Below are 424 nucleotides of genomic sequence, written 5' to 3' on the forward strand. Positions count from 1 at the left end.
GGCATTGGGCTTCACACTGGAAGAGATCGGCGGCCTGCTCGAACTCGACGAGGCCCATGCCTGTGCCGAAACGCGCGAACTGGCCGCGCACAAGCTGGCGGCCATCGAAACCAAGCAGGCCGACCTGGCGGCGATGCGCAAGGCGCTCACGGCACTGCTGTGCCAGTGCGATGCGGGTGCAATGAAGGGCAACTGCCCTATCATCCATGCGCTGGTAGCAGACTGACGCCTGCAAAGCTTCGATTGCCGCTGCGGTGCACGGCCGAACTTCATCATGGGAAATTGGCCGTCAGTTCGGGGCCTCCTTGGGCTCATCGGAGCGATGCGATAACAAGCCCACCAGGTACAAGAACAGCCGCTCGTCACGCTGCCTGTGGCAGGCGAGCCTTCCGGGCATTCAACGCAAAGCCGGCCAATGCAATGG

1 protein-coding gene is annotated in these 424 nt (G+C 62.7%); it reads left to right on the plus strand.

All coding sequences use genetic code 11. The features are described from left to right. On the plus strand, nt 1-226 hold a 226-nt coding region (locus GVL52_RS32295; RefSeq protein WP_160012761.1), incomplete at its 5' end, for a MerR family DNA-binding protein. Nucleotides 227-424: the final 198 nt, after the last annotated feature.

Source organism: Rhizobium sp. 18055, assembly GCF_902706285.1.
Taxonomy (GTDB): Bacteria; Pseudomonadota; Alphaproteobacteria; order Rhizobiales; family Rhizobiaceae; genus Rhizobium.